We start from the raw sequence: 5,444 nt of genomic DNA, 5'->3' as shown, positions 1-5,444 counted from the left end.
CTTTCTTTAATTTCTGTAAATCTGCAAACTGATCGTCATATACCAGCTTGATCTCATAATCATACTTACCATGGATAATAATTGAATCCACAAAGGCATCTGCCATTTCTTTTGTCAGCTTACGCTTTGACATATAAGTATGTATCACATTTCCCCAGCCTTCTTCAATGTGGTAATCCTGGGAATACCGAACCTGTGCCGCCAATACTGTGTCCAGACGGCTCTTGATATTCTCAATTTCATTGGAATAGATTCGAGAAAACTGTATGTACTCTTCTTCTGTAATCAAACGTTCCGAGTAATCTTCATATAAATCCGACTTACGCTTACTGATTCGGCTTAGTTCCCGTCGGAGTTTCCCCACCTCTTTATCCAAAAGCAGGTACTGTGTCTGATTTTCGGAAGCTGCATTCATTTCCTGAATCATTTTTTTCTGTATCCAATACGGTTTTCATATGCGTTTGGATCAGGCGAAGAACATCGTCATCCACATATTCTTTTCTGACTCTGTGCCCTTTGCATTGCTTTCCTCCGGATTTATGGTTAGTATTGGCTCCACAGATATAAAAGAATGTGCCATTTCTTTCTCTGGACAACGTCATGCGGTTGCCACAGCCTCCGCACCATATCTTTCCTGTATAGAAATTATGGTTTCTAATAGCCCCATTGTTCTGCTGATGTTTCTTCTTATAAGCTTCCGTATATTCCTGGATTTTAGATTGTACCTGTTGAAACAACTCTCTATCTATAATCCCTTCATGCGTGTTCTCCACATGCACCCATTCACTTTCTGGTCGGTTTCTCTGTTTATTTCCCTGGAAAACACTTTGCTGATATTTTCCAAATACAGAATCACCTGTGCAATGAACATCCTGAAGAACTCGTTTCACTTCATAGTTATTCCAGGGTTTTGACTCCGGAAGCGGCTTTTCACCGGTTTTATAGAATTTTCTCTGTAAAGTCGGCGATAAAACTCCATCTTTATTGAGCTGTCTTGCAATATCACTATAATTCCTGCCATCCATATACATAGAAAATATACTTTTCAGATGTTCTGCAGCTTCATCATCAACAATCAGCTGATGATGGTCTTCTTCTGACTTTCTGTAACCATACGGTTCCCAGGCACTTGTAAATTTTCCCTCTTTCCAAAGTGCTTTTTTTGCGCTGCTACTCTTCTTGGCAAGGTCTTTCGAATAGAATTCATTGATGATATTCTTCAGTGGAACTGTAAGATCCACACCTTCTCTGAAAGAATCGAAATCATCTGTCACAGCCAGGAATCTTACATGGAAAAACCGGAATACTCGTTCAATATAATTGCTGGTTTCGACATAATTTCTGCCAAGTCTGGACAAATCTTTTACAATAACACAATTGATTTTTCCATGCTTGATATCTTCCATCATCTGTACGAATCCAGGACGGTCAAAATTTGTACCTGAATAGTCTGAGTCCTTATAAACTTTCGCAACCGAAATATCTTCCGTATCTGCTACAAAGTTTTTCATCAATTCCACCTGGGTTTCTATCGTTCCTCTTTCTAGTGTTTCTTCTGTTTCCATTGAAATTCTGGCATACAATCCTGCCCGGAATGGTCTGCTAATCTCTGTCTGGACGGTTGCACTGCTGACTACTTCCGGAATGTTTTTCCTGCTCTTTCGTGCCATTTTATACAACCTCCTTTACCTTGACCTGCAGATTATTATCATCATCTATTACCGTATCAACTCCCATAGCCGGTAATTGACTCAGCAATGTCTGATAACAATCATCAAAATCAAAAGTGATCTCTATATTCTTTTTATCATATACTCGGATTTGCCTGATCAGTTCTACCACCACAGTGCGGGACAGTTCTTCAATATCTTGATATTTCACAAAATAATCCAGCCAGGTATTGGCATTGTCTGCTTTTTCCAGCTCACTATCCATTTCTTTCTGGATCGCACGGATACTCTCTTCCGCATTTTTAAGCCTCTTTCCATAGACTGCATGAAGCTCTACATAGTCTTCTTTTGATACAATGCCCTCTTTCATATCCGAATAGAGCATCATCCGTAACTCCTTACAGCGTTCTGTCTCCTGTTTTTTCTTCTCCAGCCTGTCCTGCAGCTTCTTCATATTGATCTCCTGAAATGGCACAGTACCAACAAATTCCAGGACTCTTTTCAGGTGCAGGATATTCTGGATATGCTGTTTCAGCATCACCAGTACGGCATCTTCCAGATCCTTTTCCGGTATTCTATGACTGGAGCAGCGTTTTGTTTCTTTATTTGTGGAACACAGATAATAAGCATATTTTTTCCCTGCCACAGTAGAAACCTTTCTTGTCATAGGTGCTCCACAATCCGCACATACAGCAATTCCGGATAACAGATATACCTGCTTTTGGTCAGGTGAAGTACGTGTATCCATGCCAAGAAGCCTCTGAACAATTTCAAAATCACGGTCACTCACCAGAGGTTCATGATTTTTCTCAATCCGGATCCAGTCATCTTCCGGTTTCACATAAGTCTGCTTCACTTTATGGTTTGGTGTTGTCCTTTTTTCCTGTACAAGGTTTCCGATATAAACCTCGTTTTCCAGTATTCTGCGGACTGTAACAGAACTCCAAAGTGCCTGTTCTTTCTGTCGAAAGCCAGTTTCATAATGACTGCCACTGCTGATTTTATACTCAAATGGGGAAAGAATACCCAGTTCATTTAAACGATTAGCAATCGCATCCTGACTCATTCCCTGCAGCTTCATCTTAAAAATATCCTGTACTACACTGCCTGAAGATGGATCAATCTCTAATTTATGCTTATCTGTCTTTGTCTTCCTGTATCCAAAAGCTACAAACGGAGTCACGCATTCGCCTTTTTTCCTCTTAATCTCAAGATTACTCCTGATCTTAATAGAAATGTCACGGCAATAAGCATCATTGATTAAATTCTTAAATGGGATAATGATTTCGTCTGCCTGATTCTTTCCCTTGAGACTGTCATAATTGTCATTGATGGCAATGAAGCGCACACCAAGAGCCGGGAATAATCTCTCGATATACTTCCCGGAATCAATATATTCCCTTCCAAATCGTGATAAGTCTTTTACCACTACGCAGTCTACAATCCCACGCCGGATATCTTCCAGCATTGCCTGGAATGCTGGGCGCTCAAAATTAGAGCCTGAGTATCCATCATCAACTCGGACTGAAACAACTTCAATATCTTTTTTGTCTTTCAGGAAATCCAGAATCAAAGCTTTCTGGTTAGAAATGCTATTACTTTCCAGTTTTACTGAACTGGAAATATCGCCATCTTCTTTAGATAATCTGACATAGATGGCGGCATGATAGATTTTATTGATATTCTGATACATATCTTACCTCCTTTTATTACGTCAGAAAATCCATGTAATAAAAGGGGGCTGCATAATTTGTCCTTACCGACATTCTAACACAGTCCCCTCAATCTTGCCAGTACTTTTTCAGACACTCAGAAGCATATTCTCAAATGCCTGCTCCATAGATATACCGTTATTAGCAAATCTGACTTTTACTTTCATATTACCGATTCGGACCAAATATGGATTTCCTACTTTATTCAGAAAAATATCTCTCCGTTCCTGAAGCGATTTATTTCTGTCTGCTTTTATCATCCGTAGGTCAGTCATTTCATTGATATCTACATCACTGAAATCCTGCTCCAGATAGTTTTTATATTCCTCTGCCGTCATGCCCTTCTCCTTCCATTCCCATCTGAATCCGTACTGCTTTCAGTACCCGATCCAGGCTCCACTTATTTACTCTTCCGCATTTCTCAATAATACATTTTGTAGAAATGCTCATAACCTGTTCAGCCAAGGCCAGGCTTCCTTTTCGGATCCCTGTCATGTCATATTTACTGATAAATACATGTGTTGGTAAATACCGCTTCTTATATATTCTTGATGTCAGCGGAACTACTATAATGACTGAACTGTATGTATTAGCTTTGTTATTACTTACTACGATCACCGGTCTTACTCCACCCTGAACCGAAGTTGTCGGGAACATACCGAGATCCGCCCATAAGATATCTCCTCTGCGGATTGTCATTTGTCCTCTCTCCAATCTATTATTTTTACTTGTAAAGCATCCATAGCGCTATATTGGCTCCACAGGAATACGGCAGAGTTTCTTTCCCATAAGGAAAGCTCTGCCGCATAACCTCTATAGCCAATTTGATTATTAAACAGTGCTCGCTCGATTCTATTTATCCCCGATACCCCGAATCGTTACTCCCGCATATGCAGGAAGGGAATAATAACCTGCCCGAATGCATACTCCGGACCACAACCCGAAAACTCTCGTTTCCAGGCTCCAACAGTTCATAGGTTTACCAGTTACAGACTTCTCAGGGTCTGCAAGTGTATCGCATCTCACACATGTCATCGCATCACCAGCCTGCCGACTGGCTTTGGTCAGTGCTTTTTCGCAGCATTATTGACTCTAAATAGTTTCTTACGTCCTTATAATCCTATAGCGGCATCTTCCTCGTGCTCACTGTATGAAATGTCACGTCAGTTATTATTGGATATTCAGTTATCATGGTGCATTTTAGGGAGTCCTTAAAGCTCCTCTAATTACTAAAGTCAAATGACTTCGGCTGATGCAAAAAATTTTCCAATATTTTTTAAAAAAATTCTTTCATATACATTTCACGCATTTTATTAAGGATCGTTTTCAACTTGTACGCTAATACCTGTCTGGAGATTCCCATAATCTCTGCCATCTGTGTCTGAGTCTTGTTTTCAAAGAAAATGCCGTAAATAATCATGCGTTCCTCCGCATTCAGCTGGTCGATCACTTTATGAATATCCTGCTGTTCCATTTTCGTCAGTACACTGTGCTCCACGTTACAATTCAGATCCGGGAAAGCCTCAATCATGAATCCTTCCCCATCAATGGACTGTCCACTGTAAGGTACCTCCCGCAGCATCTTATCCACGACCTCACCCAGTTCGTTCTTAATCTCAACTTTTTTTGCCTTGCTGCTTCTGTAAAAATTGTTCATCGCATACGCAACTTCTTTTGTAACCTCGATCATTTCTCCATCAATATTTGCGTAATACTTTCCTTCATAAAAATATGGGTGTTCAATATACATGTCCGTTCCTCCTGAATTTGAAATCTTGTTGCTCGTTTCAAATCCAGAAGGCGGACCTCTGTTTAAAATCATGCCTGCTCCGCCTTTATCCTGCCGGGATACGCCCGCAGTTATTGGCTGAAAAATTTAGGCACGAAAAAAAGCCCCAGTAGTTTTTTCTTAACTACTGAGGCTTTCGTCTCTTTCTTGTATTCAGTTATCTATGCCTTCTTTCATCAGCATAATCATTGTATCAGGATAAAGTTCACAAAGTATCCGCAATACGTTCCCATAAGTTCATGTCATTATTGAAATCGTACATATTTCAGTATA

Annotated in this window: 6 protein-coding genes and 1 pseudogene; all 7 read right to left on the bottom strand. The window is 40.1% G+C overall.

Features of this window, described 5'->3' with window-relative positions:
• Positions 1-427, bottom strand: a pseudogene (locus G593_RS21080) (recombinase family protein); the annotation flags it as partial.
• A complete protein-coding gene (locus G593_RS18945) occupies positions 369-1,670 on the bottom strand; it encodes a recombinase family protein (protein WP_242827140.1) in 1,302 nt (433 codons plus the stop codon). The pseudogene G593_RS21080 and the gene G593_RS18945, both read right to left, overlap by 59 nt.
• Position 1,671: 1 nt before the next feature.
• Positions 1,672-3,363, bottom strand: a complete 1,692-nt coding sequence (locus G593_RS0118075; RefSeq protein WP_029732586.1) for a recombinase family protein — start codon at positions 3,361-3,363, stop codon at positions 1,672-1,674.
• Between the two features lie 108 nt (positions 3,364-3,471).
• Positions 3,472-3,720 carry a DUF6870 family protein gene (locus G593_RS0118070; RefSeq protein ID WP_029732585.1) on the bottom strand — a complete coding sequence of 83 codons (249 nt, stop codon included), beginning with the start codon at positions 3,718-3,720 and terminating at the stop codon, positions 3,472-3,474.
• The gene (locus tag G593_RS0118065; RefSeq protein ID WP_029732584.1) at positions 3,701-4,081 is read right to left on the bottom strand and encodes a type II toxin-antitoxin system PemK/MazF family toxin; all 381 of its coding nucleotides are present in this window, start codon (positions 4,079-4,081) and stop codon (positions 3,701-3,703) included. Before G593_RS0118065 ends, G593_RS0118070 begins: the two co-directional genes overlap by 20 nt.
• A gap of 153 nt (positions 4,082-4,234) precedes the next feature.
• On the bottom strand, positions 4,235-4,417 hold the full coding sequence (locus G593_RS19975) for a hypothetical protein (RefSeq protein WP_081646594.1): 183 nt from the start codon (positions 4,415-4,417) through the stop codon (positions 4,235-4,237).
• 241 nt (positions 4,418-4,658) lie between these two features.
• A complete protein-coding gene (locus G593_RS0118060; protein WP_029732583.1) occupies positions 4,659-5,132 on the bottom strand; it encodes a sigma factor-like helix-turn-helix DNA-binding protein in 474 nt (157 codons plus the stop codon).
• Positions 5,133-5,444 lie beyond the last annotated feature (312 nt).

Origin of the sequence: Dorea sp. AGR2135 (genome assembly GCF_000420885.1) — a bacterium.
Lineage (GTDB): Bacteria > Bacillota > Clostridia > Lachnospirales > Lachnospiraceae > Dorea > Dorea formicigenerans.
Note: the sequence above shows the minus strand (reverse complement) of the source record. Positions and strands in the feature narration are given on the sequence as shown.